Source organism: Streptomyces sp. NPDC041124, assembly GCF_055592385.1.
Genome location: NZ_JBVIYR010000013.1, coordinates 140,616 through 158,835 on the forward strand (window position 1 = coordinate 140,616; position 18,220 = coordinate 158,835).

At 73.1% G+C, this 18,220-nt stretch carries 10 protein-coding genes; 6 read left to right on the forward strand and 4 right to left on the reverse strand.

Features of this window, described 5'->3' with window-relative positions; genetic code table 11:
* Positions 1 to 10 precede the first annotated feature (10 nt).
* The gene (locus ACZ6A9_RS29710; protein ID WP_468991626.1) at positions 11 to 8,191 is read right to left on the reverse strand and encodes a type I polyketide synthase; all 8,181 of its coding nucleotides are present in this window, start codon (positions 8,189 to 8,191) and stop codon (positions 11 to 13) included.
* A 232-nt stretch (positions 8,192 to 8,423) separates the two neighbouring features.
* On the opposite strand from ACZ6A9_RS29710, the gene ACZ6A9_RS29715 reads away from it, so the two are divergent.
* Both ACZ6A9_RS29715 and ACZ6A9_RS29720 read left to right on the forward strand, forming a co-directional pair.
* Positions 8,424 to 10,859 (forward strand): phosphocholine-specific phospholipase C, encoded by a 2,436-nt coding sequence (locus tag ACZ6A9_RS29715; RefSeq protein ID WP_468991629.1) that lies wholly within the window; start codon positions 8,424 to 8,426, stop codon positions 10,857 to 10,859.
* A gap of 275 nt (positions 10,860 to 11,134) precedes the next feature.
* Positions 11,135 to 12,358, forward strand: a complete 1,224-nt coding sequence (locus tag ACZ6A9_RS29720; RefSeq protein WP_468991632.1) for an MFS transporter — start codon at positions 11,135 to 11,137, stop codon at positions 12,356 to 12,358.
* Positions 12,359 to 12,417: 59 nt separating this feature from the next.
* Here ACZ6A9_RS29720 and ACZ6A9_RS29725 read toward each other — a convergent pair whose 3' ends face one another.
* A complete protein-coding gene (locus tag ACZ6A9_RS29725; protein WP_468991637.1) occupies positions 12,418 to 12,918 on the reverse strand; it encodes a GNAT family N-acetyltransferase in 501 nt (166 codons plus the stop codon).
* Between the two features lie 354 nt (positions 12,919 to 13,272).
* On the opposite strand from ACZ6A9_RS29725, the gene ACZ6A9_RS29730 reads away from it, so the two are divergent.
* Entirely contained in the window at positions 13,273 to 13,746 is a 474-nt protein-coding gene (locus ACZ6A9_RS29730) for an SRPBCC family protein (RefSeq protein WP_468991640.1), read from the forward strand.
* Positions 13,747 to 13,956: 210 nt separating this feature from the next.
* Positions 13,957 to 14,535 carry a dihydrofolate reductase family protein gene (locus ACZ6A9_RS29735; protein ID WP_468991644.1) on the forward strand — a complete coding sequence of 193 codons (579 nt, stop codon included), beginning with the start codon at positions 13,957 to 13,959 and terminating at the stop codon, positions 14,533 to 14,535.
* Here the strand turns inward: ACZ6A9_RS29735 and ACZ6A9_RS29740 are convergent.
* Both ACZ6A9_RS29740 and ACZ6A9_RS29745 read right to left on the reverse strand, forming a co-directional pair.
* Positions 14,517 to 15,227, reverse strand: a complete 711-nt coding sequence (locus ACZ6A9_RS29740; protein ID WP_468991647.1) for a helix-turn-helix domain-containing protein — start codon at positions 15,225 to 15,227, stop codon at positions 14,517 to 14,519. The genes ACZ6A9_RS29735 and ACZ6A9_RS29740 overlap by 19 nt on opposite strands.
* 92 nt (positions 15,228 to 15,319) lie before the next feature.
* The gene (locus ACZ6A9_RS29745; protein ID WP_468991651.1) at positions 15,320 to 16,102 is read right to left on the reverse strand and encodes an HAD family hydrolase; all 783 of its coding nucleotides are present in this window, start codon (positions 16,100 to 16,102) and stop codon (positions 15,320 to 15,322) included.
* Between the two features lie 523 nt (positions 16,103 to 16,625).
* On the opposite strand from ACZ6A9_RS29745, the gene ACZ6A9_RS29750 reads away from it, so the two are divergent.
* Complete coding sequence (locus tag ACZ6A9_RS29750; RefSeq protein ID WP_468991653.1) at positions 16,626 to 17,408, forward strand: ScbR family autoregulator-binding transcription factor; 783 nt, start codon at positions 16,626 to 16,628, stop codon at positions 17,406 to 17,408.
* Positions 17,409 to 17,485: 77 nt separating this feature from the next.
* On the forward strand, positions 17,486 to 17,953 hold the full coding sequence (locus ACZ6A9_RS29755) for an SAM-dependent methyltransferase (RefSeq protein WP_468991657.1): 468 nt from the start codon (positions 17,486 to 17,488) through the stop codon (positions 17,951 to 17,953).
* Positions 17,954 to 18,220 lie beyond the last annotated feature (267 nt).

Sequence of the window (18,220 nt, forward strand, 5' to 3'; positions counted from 1 at the left end):
GGGACCCGGTTCACGACTCCAGCCAGCAGTGGACGGTGAGCGCGGTGGTACGCGCGTGTTCCTCCAGGACGGTGAAGTGGTCGCCCGGGACGGTCACTTCGGTGTGCGGCAGACCCCACGGCGGGGCAGCCTCCACGCCGGGCAGCGGATCCCGGGCCCGGACGAACAGCGTGGGGGCGGCGAGCCGGTCCGGCTTCCAGCCTGCGAAGAGACCGACATGGCCGGCCATCGCGGTGAGCCGGTCCGCGTCGGCCGAGGAGAACTCCGCCGCCCGCCGCAGCATGTCCGACGTCATCGCGGAGAGCGCCTGCTCACGGTCGTCCGTCCCGCTCGGATAGGTGTCCACCAGGACGACGGCGGCCGGCGCGGAGCCCTCGGCGGCCAGCCGCTCGGCCACGGCCTGCGCCACCCACCCGCCGGCCGACCGGCCGAGCAGCACCGGCGCCGCGCCGCCCGCGAGCGCGCGGACGGCGGCGGTCTGCGCGGTGACGAAGGCGTCCAGTGTGCCCGGCAGGGCCTCCCCGGCCCCGAACCCCTGATACCGCACCGCCGAGACCGGCCGCAGGTCCCGCAGTCCGGTACCGAAGCGCGCGTACTCCTGGGGTCCGGAGAGCGCGCTGAGGGCGGGGAAGCAGATCAGCCGGGCCCCGCCCGTACCGCCCGGCGCCAGCGAGAGGGGTATGAGCGCCGCACCGGCGGCCCCGGCGTCGTCGAAGACCGGGCGCAGCCGTGCGGCGATGGTGAGCAGTGCCATGCCGTCCCAGGTACGGCCCCGGGCACAGGCGGTGCGGAAGAGCTCCCCGAGGGAATCCGGCACGCTGCCCTTCGCCCCGGCCTGACCGGCCGTCCCCGACCGCGGCACGGGGACCTCGGCGCTCGTGGCGGAGCCTGCGCAGTCGCCGCGGCGGCCGGCGGGAGGGGCCCCTTCCGGGGTACCGGAGGACGGGCCGGGAGCCGCCTCCCGCGTGTACCGCTCCGCCAGTTCCGCGGCGACCGCGCGAGGTGTCGGGAAGTCGAACAGCAGCGTGGACGGCAGTGCCAGCCCCGTCGACGCCGCGAGCAGGTTGCGCAGGTCGACCGCCGCCAGCGAATCGAGCCCCAGATCGGCCAGCAGATCGTCCGCGGCGACCGCGCCTGCCCCCTCCGGATGACCCAGGACCGAAGCCGCCCGGGCCCGTACCTCCTCGAGCAGCAGCGCCGCGCGCTCCCCTGGGGAAGCGGCCGCCAGCCGTCGGGTGGAGCGGTCCCCGCCCCCACCCGCACCAGGCACCCGGCGAGGACGCTCCGCGGGTTCGCCGGCGCCCAGCACCGCCGCGTCGAAGCGGGCCGCCACCACCACCGGGTCCCCACCCGCCACGGCGGCGTCGAAGAGCGCCAGTCCCTCCTCGGCCCCCAGCGGAGTGAAGCCGGAGCGGGCCATCCGCCGCCGGTCGGCGTCGCCGAGGTGGGCGGTCATCCCGTCGCTCTGCTGCCAGGGCCCCCAGGCGATCGACGTACCGGCCAGACCGAGCCGGCCGCGGTGCCGGGCCAGCGCGTCCAGCACACTGTTGGCCGCCGCGTAGGTGGCCTGTCCGGCGGAGCCGAAGGTGCCCGCCACCGAGGAGAACAGCGCGAACACCGCCAGATCGCTTCCCCGGGTCAGTTCGTGCAGGGCGAGGGCGGCGTCCGCCTTGGGCCGCAGCACCCGGCGCAGACGGTCCGCCGTCAGCGCCGGGACGATGCCGTCGTCCAGCACCGCCGCGGCGTGCACCACCCCGGTCAGCGGATGGGCCGCGGGTACGGAGTCGAGCAGGGCGGCGAGCGCCGTGCGGTCCGCGACGTCGACGGCCCGCACGACGACCCGCACACCCGACTCGCCCAGCCCGGCGACGAGTTCTCGCACTCCCGGCGCGTCCTGCCCGCGCCGGCCGGCGAGCAGCAGATGCCGCACTCCATGGGCGGTGACCAGGTGGCGGGCCACCAGCAGGCCCAGGGAACCAGTGCCCCCGGTGACCAGTACGGTGCCCTCGGGATCCAGCCGCCGGGGCCGCTTCTCCTGCGGCGTCCCGTTCACCCGGACGAGCCGCGGCGCGTACGCCGTTCCCCGCCGCACGGCCGTCTCCGGCGCCGTGGCGGCCAGGAGGGAGGGCAGCACACGCCAGGACTCGGCGTGATCGTCCACGTCGATCAGGGCGAAACGGCCCGGATTCTCCCTCTCGGCCGAACGGACCAGCCCCCACACCGCCGCATGGGCCGGTACCCGCTCCTCGCCGAGGCGGCCGGTGCCGCCGGCCGGACCGTCCTCGACCGGGTCGACGGCGCCGCAGGTGACGAGGACGAGACGCGAGCCCGCCAGGCGTGGTTCGGCGAGCCACTCCCGCACCAGTCGCAGGGCCCGCTCGGCCGCCCACCGGCACTCCGCGGCCGGATCGTCCGCGTCACCCGCCCGCTCCGGCGGCCCCAACGGTGCTACCACCACGGCCGGCGAACCCCCGCCCGCCGCTGCCGGGCCCGCGTACACGGGAACACCCGATCCCGAAGGCGCGAGCACATCCACCAGCCGTGTGCCGGACGCCCCCAGGACACCCCACCGGGGCACCGGCAGGGGCCCGGACGGCACCGGCACCGGCACCCACACCGTCCGGTGCAGACCTCCGGTGACGGCATCCGCGGCGGGCGGCAGGACCGGAAGCGGCCGCAGCGTCAGCGCACGCACCGACGCCACCGGCACGCCCGACTCGTCGGACAGCTCCACAGCGGCCCGCCCGTCCGGCCCGGGAACGACCCGGACCCGCAGCACGTGCGCGCCGGCGGAGTGCAGGCGGACCCCGTCGAAGGCGAACGGCAAGGACACCCCGCCTCCGTCGGCGTCATCGGGGCGCGCCGTGCGGCCGTCGAGCGCCAGGACGTGCAGAGCCGCGTCCAGCAGCGCGGGATGCAGCAGGAACCCCGGGCCGTCGTCCTCCGCGGCCGCGGCCCGGGCGGCCTCGGGCAGTGCCACCTCGGCCAACAGTTCCTCCCCGCACCGCCAGGCCCCGCGCAGGCCCCGGAAAGCGGGGCCGTAGCCCAGCCCGATCCCCGTGAGCACCTCGTAGGGATCCGCGTCCGGCCCGCCGGCGGTCAGCGGCACCGCGCCCGGCGGCGGCCAGGGCGCCCCGGTCCCGGTGACACCAGGTGAGTGCTCCGGTGACGGCCGCACGGGCGCGAGGGTTCCTGAGGCGTGCCGCCGCCAGGGACGGTCGCCGGCCGCCGGGTGAGGCCGGGTGTGGAAGAGCACGGCCCGCCGTCCTGCCCCGTCCGGTCCGGACACCTTGACCTGCAACTCGACGGAACCGTCCGGGGGCAGTGGCACGGGCGTGGTGAGGACGAGTTCGTCCAGGAGGGGCGCGCCCACCGACGCACCCGCGTGCAGGGCCATCTCCACGAAGGCGGTCGCCGGCAGCAGGACCGACTCCGCCACCTCGTGATCGGCGAGCCAGGGCCGCTCGGGCACGGAGAGGATCCCGCCCAGCAGCAGCCCGCCGTCCTCGGCCGTCGCCGTGTGCGACGACAGGAAGGGGTGCTGGTGCGCCGCGGTGTCCGGTCCGGCCGTCGCGTCCGGCGGCGTGGCGTCCAGCCAGTACCGCCCGCGCCGGAAGGCGTACGTGGGCAGCGGGACGCGCCGCCCGCCCCGTCCCGCGAAGCAGGTCTCCCAGTCGACCGGCACGCCGTGGGCGTACAGCGCGGCGACGGTGTCGGTCAGGGTGTCCGCCTCGGGCCGCGCCCCGCGCAGCGCCGGTACGACCAGCGGCGCGGTGTCCGCGGGAAGGCAGTCGCGTACCAGCCCGGCCAGCACCCCCCGCGGGCCCAGCTCGACGAAGTGCGCCGCCCCCCGCTCCCGGAGGCGCGCCACCGTATCGGCGAACCGGACCGGACGGCGGACATGCTGCACCCAGAACTCCGGGTTGGCCACTTCCTCCTCGGTGGCCTGCCGTCCCGGTACGGCGGTGACCAGACCGAGCCGTGGCGTGGCGAAGGACAACCCCCGCAGGACCTCCGCGAAGCCGTCCAGCATCGGTTCCATGCACGCGGAGTGGAAGGCGTGGCTCACCCGCAGCGGCGTCGTGGAGCAGCCCCGCTCCCGGAAGTACGCGACCGTCTCCCACACCGCGGCCTCGTCCCCCGAGACGACCACCGAGCCAGGCGTGTTGACGGCGGCGACCTCCACCACGCGCCCCGTCCCGGCGATCCGGGCGGCCACCCCGGCGACCTCGTCCTCACCGGCGGTCACGGAGGCCATCGCGCCACCCGGCGGCAGCGCGTCCATCAGCCTGCCCCGGGCCTCCACCAGCCTGCAGGCGTCCGGGAGGGACAGGACACCGGCGACATGCGCCGCGGTCACCTCGCCCACCGAGTGTCCGGCGACCAGGTCCGGACGGACGCCCCAGGCCTCGAACTGCCGGAACAGGGACGTTCCCAGGGCGAAGAGCGCGGGCTGCGCGAACCGGGTCGTGTGCACCAGGGCGCCCCTACCGGAGCCCGGCCCGGCGAACACGACGTCGCGCAGCGGCACCGGCAGCAGGGGATCGAGCAGGGCACAGATGTCGTCGAACGACCTTGCGAAGACCGGGTGTCGGTCCGGGGAAGCGTACAACTCCCCGCCCATTCCGAGGTGTTGGCTGCCCTGCCCGGTGAAGAGGAAGGCCGTCGTCGCCTGCCCGCGGGCGACGCCCGCACGTACGCCCGGCGCGTCTCCGCCCTCCGCCACCGCCCGCAGGGACGTGAGCAGTTCGGCACGGTCCCGGGCCACCAGCACGGCACGGTGCTCGAACACCGACCGGGTGGTGGCGAGTGAGTAGCCGATGTCCGCCGGGGTCACCTCCGGATCGCCGGACACCCGCTCGTGCAGCCGCCGTGCCTGGTCCCGCAGACCGGGCCCGCTCTTGGCCGACACGGCGACGGGCACCGCTGCCCGCACCGGCCCGTCGAAGGGGGCGCTCACCGTCCCGTCGACCGTGCCGGACACCCGAGGCGGCGTCGTGGCATCCGCCGGGGGTTCCTCCAGCACCACGTGCGCGTTGGTGCCGCTGATGCCGAAGGACGACACCGCCGCCCGGCGCGGACGTCCCGTCCTCGGCCAGGGCACCGCCCGGCGCAGCAGCTCCAGCCGCCCCGACGACCAGTCGACCCGGCCGGTCGGCTCGTCCGCGTGCAGTGTGCGCGGCAGCATGCCGTGGGCCATCGCCAGCACCGTCTTGATCACCCCCGTCACGCCGGCGGCGGCCTGGGTGTGGCCGATGTTCGACTTCACCGAGCCCAGCAGGAGCGGGCGCTCGCGTTCCCCGCTCCCGTACGTCGCCAGGAACGCCTCCGCCTCGATGACATCGCCCAGCCGTGTGCCGGTGCCGTGGGCCTCCACCGCGTCGACGTCGTCCGGGGACAGCCCGGCGTCCGCCAGGGCCTGCCGGATCACCCGCTGCTGAGCCGGGCCGTGCGGTGCCGTCAGGCCGTTGCTCGCCCCGTCCTGGTTCACCGCCGAGCCGCGCACCACGGCCAGCACCGGCAGCCCGGCGCGGCGCGCCTCGGACAACCGGCTCAGCAGCAGCATCCCGGCGCCCTCGGCCCACCCCGTGCCGTCGGCGGACGCCGCGAACGCCTTGCAGCGGCCGTCCGGGGCCAGCGCCCGCTGCCGGCTGAACTCCACGAACGAGGAGGGCCCCGACATCACCGTGGCCCCGCCTGCCAGCGCGAACGAGCACTCGCCCCGGCGCAGCGCCTGGGCCGCCAGGTGCAGTGCAACCAAGGACGACGAGCACGCCGTGTCGACCGTGAGGGCCGGACCCTCCAGACCGAAGGTGTAGGCGATGCGTCCGGACGCGACGCTCCCGGCGCTGCCGAGGCCGATATAGCCCTCCACGTGCTCGGGCACCCGCGTCAGACGCTGGGCGTAGTCGCTGTACATCAGACCGGCGTACACCCCGGTCGGCGAGCCGCGCAGCGTGCCGGGGACGACACCGGCGTGCTCGAACGCCTCCCACGCCACTTCCAGGAGCAGCCGGTGCTGCGGATCCATCGCCAGCGCCTCGCGCGGGGAGATGCCGAAGAAACCGGGGTCGAAGCGGTCCACCCCGGACAGGAAACCCCCCTCGCGCACATACGTCCGGCCGGGCCGCCCGGGGTCCGGGTCGTACAGCGCCCGGGTGTCCCAGCCCCGGTCGGTGGGGAACGGACCGATCGCGTCCGTCCCGTCCGCCACCAGCCGCCACAGCTCCGCGGGGGAGCTCACCCCGCCGGGAGCACGGCACGCCATCCCGACGATCACCACCGGATCGTCGCCCGGCCGTGCCGCGCCACCGGGCGGGACCACCGCACCGGACGGTGAGCCGGCGCTCCGTGAACGAAGGTGGGCGGCGAGGGCGGCGGCCGTGGGGAAGTCGAAGGCGACGGCCTCGGACAGCGGCAGACCGGTCGCCGCCGACAAACGCTCCCGCAGCGCCGTCGCCGCCAGGGAGTCCATGCCCAGGTCGCGCAGTGCCGTCTCCGGCTCCACCGCCTCCGCCGCGCAACCGAGCACGGCGGCCGCCTCGCGCCGCACCAGGTCCCGCAGGTCCTGCGCCGGCTCCCCGGCCGCCCCCGCGCCAAGCTCCCGCGCGGGCAGGCCCGCCAGGGCGGGGCGCCGCACCTTCCCGGAGGAGGTACGCGGAATGCCGTCCACCTCGTACAGCTGGGCCGGCACCTTGACGGCGGACAGTTCCGCCCGGCAGGCGGCGAGGAGCGCCCCCCTGTCCAGTGCGCCACCGCCCGGCTCGGCAACCAGGTAACCGACCGGCACCTCCCCGAACTCGGGATGCGGGCGCCCGGCCACCGCCGCGTCCGCCACGGAGGGTAGCCGCCGCAGCACCGCCTCCACCTCGAAGGGGTGGATGTTCACCCCGCCGCGCACGATCAGCTCACTCACCCGTCCGGTGATCACGATGTCGCCGGATTCCTCGATCCGCGCCAGGTCACCGGTGCGGAACCACCCGTCGCGCAGCACCGCGGCGGTCTCCTCAGGCCTGTCGTGGTAGCCGGCCATCACCCCGGGACCGCTCACCCACAACTCGCCCTCCCCGGTGTCCCGTCCGTCCGCGCCGCCCCCGACCCGTACCCGGGTGCCGGACAGCACCCGGCCGCACGACGCGGCCGTCGCCGTGTCGCCCGGCGCCGCCATCGTCACCGGGCCCGCCTCGGTGCTGCCGTAGTGCTCCAGGAAGGGAGCGCGGCAGACGCTCTCGAAGGACTTCCGGAACTCCGGCCCGGCCGAAGCGCCCGCGCTGAGGCAACCGCGGAGCGCCGGCGTACCGAGACCGCGGACGCCCCCGCCCCGCTCCCGTTCACCGCGGACCGCGTCGAGCAGCGCCGAGTAGGTCGTCGGCACCCCGCCGAGGAGGGTGAAGGGATCGTCGGTGCGGCGCAGTTCACCGAGTACCCCCGCCACCGAGAACCGTGGCAGGAGCAGGGCGCTCGCCCCGGTCGCCGTCACACCGAGAAGGCAGACCACCTGGCTCAGGGCGTGGTGGAGCGGCAACGGCCACAGCAGCCGGTCCCGTGGTGACAGCCCGAGGACGCCGACGAGACCGGAGGCGACCGGTGCGAGACGGTTGCGCTGGGTGGACAGAACGCCCTTGGGGGCGCCCGAGGACCCCGACGTGTACAGCAGCCAGGCCACCTCGTCCAGCCCGAGGTCGTCCCGGGCCGGCAGCCCCGGCCCGGCACCCGCCAGCTCCTCGTACCGCACCGCGACGTCCCCCGCCGCGATCCCGCCCGACGGCGTGCCGGGGTTGCCGTCCTCCTCACCGCCGTCGGCCACCACCACGGTCAGGCCGGGACGGGACGACACCTCCAGCCGACGGGCCGGCCGTGTCTCGTCGGTGACGAGCACCCGCGCACCGCAGTCGTCCAGGAGACGGGCCAGTTCCGGTCCGGAGGCACCGGGATCCAGCGGCACGCCCACCCCGCTCGCCCGGACGACGGCGAGCATGCTCTCGACCGCCTCGACGCGGTTGCCGAGCAGGATCGCCACCCGCTCGCCCCGTGCCACGCCGAGCCGCGCCAGGTGACCGGCCAGCCGCCCGGTCCTGACCTCCAGGTCCCGGTAGGTGACCTTCCCGCGACGGTCCGCGAAGGCCACCTTGTCCCCGAGCCGCCGGGCATGCTCCCGCAGCGACACAGGCAGCGGCCTGATGATGTCCATGTCCGTACCCACCCGCTCGAACCCTCCCCTGTGAACCCCTTGTTGAGGATGCCGGGACGGTCCGACGGGTTCCGGATCCCCTGGGGTGAGAGCCCGCGGACCGGACGGACAGGCCCGCCCCGGGAGGCCGGGACCACCGGCAGCGGAACGGTGGATGCCATCCGGTGAACGGCCGGCGAAAACCCGTCCCGCGGCCTTCTGCCGCCGGGCGGACGGCCGTACCGTCCCCGGCATGTCTGACGTTTCCCGCCGCACGGTCCTCGGCACTCTCACCGGTGGGGCCGCGTTCTCCTTCCTGCCCTCGTCACTGCACGAGGCGATGGCCGCGCCGATGCCGCGGGGCGGCCTGCGTGCCGTGGAGCACGTGATCGTCCTGATGCAGGAGAACCGCTCCTTCGACCACTACTTCGGGACGCTGAGGGGTGTGCGCGGTTTCGGCGACCGTACGCCGCTGCGTCTCCCGTCGGGGGCGGGCGTCTTCGAGCAGCCGCGGCCCGGCGGCGGTGTGGTGCTGCCGTTCTCGGCGCGCCGTGCGGCGGTGGACGCGGGCCGACCGGAGAGCGACATCCAGTACCTCGGCGCGCTCGCGCACGGCTTCGACGACGCCAACCAGGCGCGGTCCAACGGCTGGTGGAACGACTGGGTCGCCGCCAAAACGCAGAGCACCATGGCCTTCTACGACCGCGCGGACATCCCCCTCCAGTACGAACTGGCCGACCGTTTCACCCTCTGCGACTCCTACTTCTGCTCGGTGTACGGCTCGACCAACCCCAACCGCAACTACCTGTGGACCGGCACCACCGGCCACGAGCCGGACGGGGGAGGGCGGGCCGTGACCAACGCCGCCTACGCCCACGACCACGCCGGCTACACCTGGACGACGTACCCCGAACGCCTGGAGGCCGCCGGTGTCTCCTGGCAGATCTACCAGGAGTGGGACAACTTCACCGACAACGCGGTGGAGTACTTCCGGCCATGGAAGGAGATCGGCCGGAAGATCCTCGCGCATGTCACCGCCCGGTACGCCACCACCGAGCAGTTCTACGACAGCCTGCTGCGCAAGACGCCCGGACAGCGCACGAGTGAACTGGCCGAGTTCCAGCGGGGCGTCGACGCGCTGACCGACGCCGAGCGCCGGCTTTTCCTGCGCGGCGCCCACCGCTCAGAGCCCGGCTCACTCGTCCGCCGGATCCGTTCCGACATCGACAACGGCACCCTGCCACAGGTCAGTTGGATCGTTCCGACGGCGGCACTGTCCGAACACCCCAGCAGTTCCACCCCGGCCGGCAGCGCCAACCTGGTCCACGACCTCCTCGACGCCGTCGCCGGCGACCCCAAAACCTGGTCGAAGACGGTGTTGTTCATCAACTTCGACGAGAACGACGGCTACTTCGACCACGTGCCGGCACCGGTCGCGCCACGACCGGCCTCCGGCAACGACGACGACTGGTACGACGGCCGCCCGGTCGGCCCCGGCCCGCGCGTCCCGATGACGATCGTCTCGCCCTGGACGGTGGGCGGCTTCGTCAGCTCCCAGGCGTTCGACCACACGTCGGTCATCCGGTTCCTGGAGCGGTGGACCGGTGTCCGGGAGCCCAACATCAGCGCCTGGCGCAGGAGCGTGTTCGGCGACCTGACCACCGCCTTCGACTTCCAGGGGAGCCACCGGCAGCCTGAGGTGGAGCGGCCCGGCCCGGTACCGGCTCCGGTGGGCCGCTGGAACCCCGTACCACCGAAGGACCAGTCGCTGCCCGGCCAGGAGCCCGGGACCCGCCGCACCCGCCCGTCCCCGTACCGGCTGTCCGTGCGTCCCGCCGTCACCCGTACCGGTGTGCGCCTCCGGCTCGCCAACGACGGAACCACCGGCGCCTGTTTCACCGCCTACCCCGCGGACGGAACCGCCCCGCGCGCCTGGACCGTCGCCGCACGCGGAAGAGCCACCCACACGGTCGAGCACGGCGGTGACGGCTACGACCTCCAGGTGCACGGGCCCGGCTGGTCCCTGTGGGAGCTGCGCGGCACCGGCGTCGGTGCCGAGGCCCACCTGGCGGATCGTCCCGCCGCCGGCCGGCTGCGGATCGTGTGCTCCAACCCGTCCTCCACCACCCGAAGGCTCCTCGTCGGTGAGACGGTGCACTCCGGCGGGCCCGGCGACCGCGTGCACACCGTCACCCTCCGGCCCGGAACGTCCCGCACCGTGCGGTTGCGCCCCGCGGGCCACGGCTGGTACGACCTCGCGGTCGTCGACCGGGACGACCCGCTGTTCCTGCGCCGCATGACCGGCCGCACACCCCACGACCGTCCCGGTGTCACCGACCCGGCGACCGGCACACCCCCCGCGTTGACCGTCACCGTCACCCTGCCCTCCCGAGGCGTACCGTTCACCCAGGGCGGCCCGGCCGACGTCGTCGTCACGCTGCGGAACCACACCGGCAGCCGGCTCGAGAACCTCTCCGCCGCACTGACCGCCCCCTCCGGCTGGACGGTCGAACGGACCGGTACCGCCCCCTCGAAGCTCGCGGCCGGAGCGTCGGCCGACGTGCGCCACACGGTCACCCCGTCCCGCGACGCCACCGCGGGCCGGCTGGTCGCCGTCGCGCACGCCCGGGGCGCCGGACTGCTCAGACTCGCCGACGCGCACGTGCTCACCGAGGTCACCCCCGCCTGACCGCCCCGGCCCACCCTGCTCGTCCGCGACCACACCGACGTCCCCGAACCGGGCAAGCGGAAGCTGCACGCCGTCGACATCGAGTACAGGGAGAAGACCACCTCGGTCACCTGCCCGAGAGCACCGACGAACTCTCGGGCGTCGTCTCCGGCCACTGACATCCAGCCGTCCTCCTCCCGATTCCGGCCCTCACCCGGCCGACACACACCATCACGGCCGGGTGAGGGTTGGATGGCTCCGGCCGCGGAACGGACGAACGGCGAGGGGTGCAGTACATGAGCAACGAGCGACGGCTGGGGCGGCAGTTCGCGTGGCTCTGGGCAGCACACGGCACCAGCGCCCTCGGCGCGTGGCTCGCCTTCGGCGCGTTCCCCCTGATCGCCATCCAGGTGCTGCACGCGGGCCCGGCCGAGGTCGCCGCCCTCTCCAGTGTGGGAACCGCCGTGGGCGCGGCCGCGGCGGTTCCGCTCGGCCAGTGGGCGGAGTTCCGCCGCAAACGCCAGGTGATGATCGCGACCGATGTGGTGAGGTGCGTGGCGCTGCTCACGGTCCCCACCGCGTTCGCGCTCGGCGTCCTCACGTTCTCCCAGCTCCTGCTGGTCTCGGCCGTGATCGCGGCAGCCGACATCACCTTCCGTGCCGCCTCCGGCGCATACCTGAAAACACTCCTGCCGGCCGAGGACCTGCTCGTCGCCAACGCCCGCTTGGAGTCCACCACGTGGACGGTCACCATCGTCGGGCCACCGCTGGGCGGCGCGGCGATCGGCCTGCTCGGTCCGGTGGCGACCGTGGTGGCCGATGCCGTCAGCTTCCTGCTGTCCGCCCTCGGCATCCGCGCCATCGGAGACAAGGAGCCGCAGCCCGTACGCCGGACGACGGCACACCCGCGCCCCGGAGACCTCCTCGACGGCTGGCGCTACATCCTCGCCGACCCGGCGCTGCGACCGCTCTTCCTCAACACCACCGTGTTCAACGGCCTGGTGATGGCCACCTCGCCCCTGCTGGCCGTCCTGATGCTGGGCCCGCTCGGGTTCGCCCCCTGGCAGTACGGCCTCGCCTTCGCCGTGCCCTCGATCGGCGGGCTGCTCGGAGCCCGCCTGGCCCGGCCGCTCGCCACCCGGTTCGGACAGCATCGCGTCCTGGTCGCCGCCGGGGCGCTGCGCGCCGTGTGGCCCGTCGGCCTGGCCTTCGTCGGCCCGGGCACCGGCGGTCTGCTGCTGGTGATCGGCGTCGAGTTCGCCCTCGTCTTCTCCTGCGGCCTCTTCAACCCCCTGTGCGCCACCCGCCGCCTGCGGTGCACCCCCACCGAGCGCGTCTCCCGCACGCTCACGGCCTGGACGGTGACGACCAGAGCCGCGACCGCACTCCTGACCGCCCTCTGGGGCATCGGGGGCAGCCTGCTCGGTCCACGCGCAGCCATCGCCCTGGCAGGGCTGTTCCTGCTGGCGACCCCGCTCCTGCTGCTCCAGTCCCGCCCGGCCGCACCCGTGCACACCTGACCGGCGCGCTCACCCAGGTGCCGTTCCCCGTCGCTCCGCCCGGCGCGCGTCGCCCCCGCTCACGGCAGATCGGGCAGTTTCGACCACTCGTCCCAGGAGATGTCCCGGCCGATGAAGCGCGGCCGCTCGAAGGGCCAGTCCTCCGTGATCCAGTGCGGTACGAACGCGTCCAGAGCCCGCTCGAGCCCACCGCCGACCTCCTCGTCCACCACCCACCACGAGATCTCGGCGTCGGCCCCCCGCTTCTCCGGAGGGTCGATGTAGACGCACCCACGCAAGGCGGTGCGGTCCTCGGTCTCGATCGTGTAGTTGAAGGATTCGTGAGCCTCGATCTCCGCCGCGTGCCGCTCCAGATCGGCGAGGTTCGCCTCGTACGACATCGTGGCAGGCGGCCAGGCCCACGCGGGGCCGAAGATCGACCACAGGCGCTCCCGCGAACCCATCACCGCCGGATAGTCCAACGGCGCGTCGGCACCACGGATCGGCCGCAGTCGGTGGCCTCCGCCGTCGGGTATCCCGACGTGCGGTGGATGGACGAAATCAGGGGGCAGCCAGTTCATGGACGCGAGCCAACCATGCCGGAAGAACGCCACGCAAAGGATTTCGCCGTCCCGGCACACGGGCCGCACCGGCCGACGCGTCACCGGGCGCCGCGGGTCCCCCTGGGCGCTGGAACAGATCGTCGTCGGGCTCGTACGTCCCCCACAGGAACCGGTAGGCGTCCACCACGTTCCGGGACAGTCCCGTCCCGAAGTCCCCACCACTCAGCGGCTCCCCACGGGGGAGGACCCCGCACGGCCGGAACGCGGGACCTTTCACCGCGGACATCGCGGGTACCCGACGCCGTGCACACGCACGGAAGGCCGGCCCGTCCCTCGTGGCCGGCCCCACGGAGAACGCATCAGGAGGGATCGATGAGCACGGTCAAGGACGCGGTCGACGTGGAAGTCCCGCTCCGCAGGGCGTACGACCAGTGGACGCAGTTCGAGGACTTCCCCCGCTTCATGGAGGGCGTGGAGGAGGTCAGGCAGCTCGACGAGCGGCACAACCACTGGGTCACCAGCATCGGTGGGGTGCGGCGCGAGTTCGACACGGAGATCGTCGACCAGCTCGTGGACGACCGGATCACCTGGCGGAGCGTCGACGGCGAGACCCGGCAGCGCGGCTCGGTGAGGTTCGAACCGCTGGACGACACGCACACCCGCGTGGAACTCACGATGGAGGTCGAGCCGACCGGCGTCGCCGAGAAGGGTGCCGACGCCCTCGGCCTCATCGGCCGACGGGTCAAGGGGGACCTGGGCCGCTTCAAGGACTACGTGGAGAGCGGCGGCACCACCGGCGGCTGGCGGGGACGCATCCGCCCGGAGGACCCGGGCGCCGCTCACTGAGACCCCCGGCCCCCTTGCGCGGGCAACCACCAACGGGCCGGCTCCACGCGTCAGCGGGAGCCGGCCCGTTCGCGTCCCGCAAGTGCCCAGGCCACCTGTTCGCAGGCGTGCGCGTTCGCTCGCACCGGCTGTCGTTTTCGTCCAAGACGGGTCCCGGTGCCGCCGCCTAGGGTGGAACCGGCAGCTCACGGAGTACGAGGAGACAGCACCATGCGTGACCTGGTCTACACCGGTTTCATGTCGCTCGACGGGGTCGTGGACTCGCCCGGCGGCGGACCGGGGGAGGAGCACCGCAGCGGCGGCTGGGTGTTCAAGTACCTCGAGTTCGTCCCGGAGGCATGGTCGCTCAAGGGCGAGGAGCTCACCGACACGACGGCACTGATGTTCGGCCGCCGCAGTTACGAGGCGTTCGCGCGAGTCTGGCCCGGCTCGGAGGACCACGCCGACTACAAGGAACTGCCCAAGTACGTGGTGTCGTCCACGCTGACGGACGACGCGCTCGTCGACGGATGGGGGCCCACGACGATCCTGCGCTCGACCGAGGACGTCGCCGCGCTCAAGGACAGCGAGGGCGGTGCGATCTTCCTTCACGGAAGCGCGGAACTGGCCAGGCGGCTGTCGGACGCCGGCCTGATCGACCAGTACAACCTGCTCGTCTTCCCCGTGCTCCTCGGCGCCGGCAAGAGCCTGTTCGGCCGGGCCGACCGCGACAAGCAGATGCTCACGCTGCGGGAGTCGGAGAGCTACTCGAACGGCATCATGAAGCTGATCTACGGCGTCGAGCGCTGAAGCACATCGAGGGCGATCGCGCCGCCGGTGCCGTCACGCAGTTGCCCGGCGGTGCGTCCGACATAGCAGCGCAACGCCCGGGCCAGGTGTGGCTCGTCGAAGTAGCCCTGGCCGGCGGCGACATCGGCGGCCGGGGTGCCGGCAGCCAGCAACTCCGCCGCCGTGCGGACCCGCTCGATCTGCCTGATGCCGCCTCGCGTCAGCCCCGTCGCGGCCCGGAACCGCCGTTCGACCGTGCGCCCTGAGGCAGCCGGGCGATGACCTCGCAGCACCTGGGCGACGAGCGGGTCACGGACCACGATCCCTGCCTTGACGAGACGCCCGACCAGGGTTTCGGCATCGTCGGGGCCGGGCGTCGGCCAGCGCGCGCCGTCCAGCCGGAACGTCCGCCGCGTGGTGTCGGCGAGGCCGATGCCACCGTCGACCAACGCCGGCGTGGGTACCGCCCGCAATGACGTTCCCACGGCGAAGTCGATACCCGTGAACGTCGCGCCCTCCGGTACCGGCGCCGTCCCGGTCCGGGTCTCGGGTCCGGTGACACCCGCGTGGGCCCTTCCGTCCTGCTCCCAGAACACCAGACCCAGGCGCACCCCCGCGACGGAGGTCATCGCCGTGACCTGCTCGCTCGTGCATGTCCACACCGTGTCGACCCATGGCGAGTCGGAGCGTCGCGTCTCGAACAGCAGTCCCACGGGACGCAGGATAACGACTCGTCGACGGCGCTGCCTACCTGAACGCCGGCACCGCGGGCCGAGGGACAACGGCGACATCGCGGCCTGAACCCCTAGTGCGAATCGCGGCGTTCCTGATCCTGTCCGGCGCCCGGTGACGACGCGTGCAGCCAGCCCCGCACCCACCTCAGCACCTCCTGCCGATCGAGAGCCGTGACCCAGGCATCGGCATGCCCGGTGTTTCCACCGTCCGGCAGCGGGCCCACGCCGAGCACCCGTAGGCCGGCACGCCACGCCGACTCGATCCCCGTGAGGGAGTCCTCGACGGCCAGTGCGGCTTCCGGGAGGACCCCGCACAGACGTGCCGCCGTGGTGTACACATCGGGCCACGGCTTGGGCCGCACCACCTCCGGCCGCGTGCCGTCCTCCTCCCGCCTCGGTCCGGCCGGCCCAGGTGGCACCGTGGGGACGACGACGTGGCGGAAGTGCCGTAGCAGTCCGGCGCGGCCGAGGGTCTCCTCCACCACCTCCAGCGGGCAGTTGCTGGCCACGGCCAGCGGCAGCCGTCCGGAGAGGAGGCGCACGAAGTCGGAGGCGCCGGGCATCGTCAGCGGGGCCTCAGCCACCAGGGACAGGAAATGTCCGAGCAGCGCCGAGGTCAGCTCCGCGGCCAGTTCGGGCTTGTTCGTCTCCTCGGCCATTAAGCGCCCGCAGTCGATGTAGTGCACGCCTTTGGCGCGCTCGGCGAACCCCGGCGGAGGCAGCAGCCCGAACTCGCGGAAGGCACGGTTACGCGCATCCTGCCAATGACTTTCCGTGTCCATCAGCGTGCCGTCGCAGTCGAAGACGACCGCTTCGGGCGACCAGTTGGACAGGGCCTGGGGCATCGGCGTCATGGTGGCCTCCTGGGAGGTGAGAAGGCGGTCACGTCGTGGGACCGCGAGAGGTGAGGGGTGTGACCCCGAGGGCGGGCCGCAGGGGAAGTCAGCGTCCTTCAGCCGTTTCCACCGACGAAACGGCTCGTCCTTCCGGGCATCAGACGCAAAGAGAAAACATCGCGATGGATACGATATTTAGGCCCGGAATGGCGGTGCAATCACCACTTCGAGGACTCGACCGGCAGCCGGTCGAGGTGTAAGCGGTCACCGCGGTCGGCCGCCCCCGGATTCCCGATGCGGCACCACGAGTGCCTGCACAGAGCCGAATTCCGGCATATCCGTGCGACAAGAAGTGGCGGCGTCGACATCGGCGACGACTTCGGCCGGCGAACCAGGAACGGCACCCAGGAAGCCAATTTCCACTCGTGGGTGTTCAGATTCGAAAGAAATGCGCAATCACCGCGCGAGGCCGACGATTCATTGCTCCCGGCGTACGCGGGCGCACTACATTTTGGGTCGTTCACTACGAAGCCGAGCTGAGGTGCACGAGATCTTGCAGGAACGGGCCAGAGCAACCCGCAGATCCCTCCTGGAGGCAGCCGCCTGCCTCTTCGCCCAGCAGGGTTACGCGGGCACGAGCGTCAACGACATAAGCGCCCGGTCCGGACGAACCAGCGGGTCCGTCTACTTCCACTACGCCAGCAAGGAAGGCATCGCCCTGGCCGTCGTCCAGGACGGCTTCGCTACCTGGCCAAGCCTCGTCACGCAGTACGGAGACCAGAGTGTCCCGCCACTGGAGCGCCTCGTCGCGCTGAGCCACGAGATCGCCCGCGCCCTCGCCGAAGACTCCCTCACGCGGGCGGGTGCCCGCCTGTGGGCGGAGCGCCACACCATCAATGCGGATCTTCCCGACCCCTTCGTGCTCTGGACGACCGCAGCCACACGGCTGCTCGCCCAGGCCCGGGCCGGGGGACAGTTGGCCGCGGATGTCCGTCCGGCCCCCACCGCCCGCACCCTGGTCCGGGCCTTCTTCGGATTCTGCACCCTCACCGAGGCACTGGAGGGCCCGCACGCCCTCACCGGCCGCCTCTCCGACTGGTGGCGGCTGGTCTTGCCCTCGCTCCAACGGGACCCGCGCTGCCGTCAGCTCCCACCGCGGCCGGCACCCGCCCCCCTCACCTCCGGCAGCAATCCGCCCGCCCCGGAACCGTTCCTGCAGGCGCCGACCACCGAAGAAGGGCTGACCGTCCGCCCCACGGAAGACGACACGGACCGCGCGGCGGCCGCCCGGGGCCCCCTTCCCGCACCCGCTGACCGGCAGTGACCCGGCTCGTCCCACGCGACGCTTCCGGCGGCGCCTACCCGATACCGCCGTGAGGCGGGCGAGGATAACCTCTGACCATGCCGAGCTTCGAGATCACGCCGATAGGTACGGTCAGGAACAAGCGCACGGACATCCAGCACACGGACAACTGGGGAGCCGTCCGCAGCACGATCACCATCGACGAGCGCTTCGGTGAGGCCTGCCTCCAGGGTCTGGAGGACTTCTCCCACGTGGAGGTCCTCTTCGTCTTCGACCAGTTCCCGGAACTCGACGACTACCGTGAACCCCGCCCGTACCGTGGTCGTTCCGACCTCCCGCCCGTCGGCATCTTCGCCGGACGTGGCCCCCGCAGACCCAATCGCATCGGTGTGACGTCCTGCGCCGTCGAATCCGTCCAGGGCCGCGAACTCACAGTGCTGGGCCTCGACGCGGTCTCCGGCACCCCGGTCATCGACCTGAAGCCGGCCCTGCGGGAGTTCCACCCGGTCAACGTCACGCAGCCCGAATGGGTCAGCCGCCTGATGTCGGAGTACTTCCAGCCGTAGAAGCAGGACCTCCCGGGCCGGGAACGCCTTTGCCCCCGGCGGTCATGACGTGCCCTTCGACGTGCGCCTCCACCCCTGAAGGCGTCCTCGCTCGACAGAACCGTCCATCAGCCGTGGGGAAGCGGGGAAGCGGCCGCCTCCACTGAGGTGCGACGCACGGTCTCAGTAACGGACTGCCCGGTTCCCGTTCACCCGGTTCCGCGTCTTCTGTCGCTCGTCCGGTGTAGGGAGGCGGCTGCCGGCATGGTGCCGTCCGCTTCCGTGTCG

Coding starts and splice junctions, on each gene's coding strand:
- ACZ6A9_RS29710 (WP_468991626.1), bottom strand. CDS start 8,191: ATGGACATCATCAGGCCGCTGCCTGTGTCGCTGCGGGAGCATGCCCGG.
- ACZ6A9_RS29715 (WP_468991629.1), top strand. CDS start 8,424: ATGTCTGACGTTTCCCGCCGCACGGTCCTCGGCACTCTCACCGGTGGG.
- ACZ6A9_RS29720 (WP_468991632.1), top strand. CDS start 11,135: ATGAGCAACGAGCGACGGCTGGGGCGGCAGTTCGCGTGGCTCTGGGCA.
- ACZ6A9_RS29725 (WP_468991637.1), bottom strand. CDS start 12,918: ATGAACTGGCTGCCCCCTGATTTCGTCCATCCACCGCACGTCGGGATA.
- ACZ6A9_RS29730 (WP_468991640.1), top strand. CDS start 13,273: ATGAGCACGGTCAAGGACGCGGTCGACGTGGAAGTCCCGCTCCGCAGG.
- ACZ6A9_RS29735 (WP_468991644.1), top strand. CDS start 13,957: ATGCGTGACCTGGTCTACACCGGTTTCATGTCGCTCGACGGGGTCGTG.
- ACZ6A9_RS29745 (WP_468991651.1), bottom strand. CDS start 16,102: ATGACGCCGATGCCCCAGGCCCTGTCCAACTGGTCGCCCGAAGCGGTC.
- ACZ6A9_RS29755 (WP_468991657.1), top strand. CDS start 17,486: ATGCCGAGCTTCGAGATCACGCCGATAGGTACGGTCAGGAACAAGCGC.